Genomic DNA, 425 nt, shown 5'->3' with positions numbered 1-425 from the left:
CCCCCTGGCGCCTGCTGCCGCCCGGGCATGGCAAGCCCGACACCGTCTCCCGCTCCTACCGCCGCTGGGCCAAGGCCGGCCTCTGGCCCCGCCTGCTCGCAGCCCTCGCCATGCATCCGAAACGCCTGGCCACCCTCGCGCACCGCATCTGCTGCGCCTTCCGCCGCGCCATCCGCCTCTGCGGCAACCTCCACGCCATCGTCCTTGCCCGCCGCCTGAAGCTGTTCTCCGCGCTCCCCGCCCCCTCCCAGTTCCTCCCCGACCCGGATTTGTCCGAAATCTACCAGCCCGTCTTCGACCGCTTCGCCCAGTCCATGCTCGACCGCCCCTGGCACCCGCCGAGGGTCGTCTGGCGCACGCTGCACTCCATGCACCGCTTCGTCGCAGGCCGCGCCCGCATCCCAAGGTGGATGGAGCCGGCATGA

1 protein-coding gene is annotated in these 425 nt (G+C 72.0%); it reads left to right on the top strand.

What is annotated here, in order from left to right; translation table 11 throughout:
• Window positions 1-425: transposase (locus JMJ56_RS33325; RefSeq protein WP_202836149.1), on the top strand; the 425-nt coding region annotated here is incomplete at its 5' end.

The sequence above is a fragment of the Belnapia arida genome (genome assembly GCF_016773205.1).
In the GTDB taxonomy this organism is placed as follows: domain Bacteria; phylum Pseudomonadota; class Alphaproteobacteria; order Acetobacterales; family Acetobacteraceae; genus Belnapia; species Belnapia arida.
This window is presented reverse-complemented; position numbering and strand designations above follow the sequence as displayed.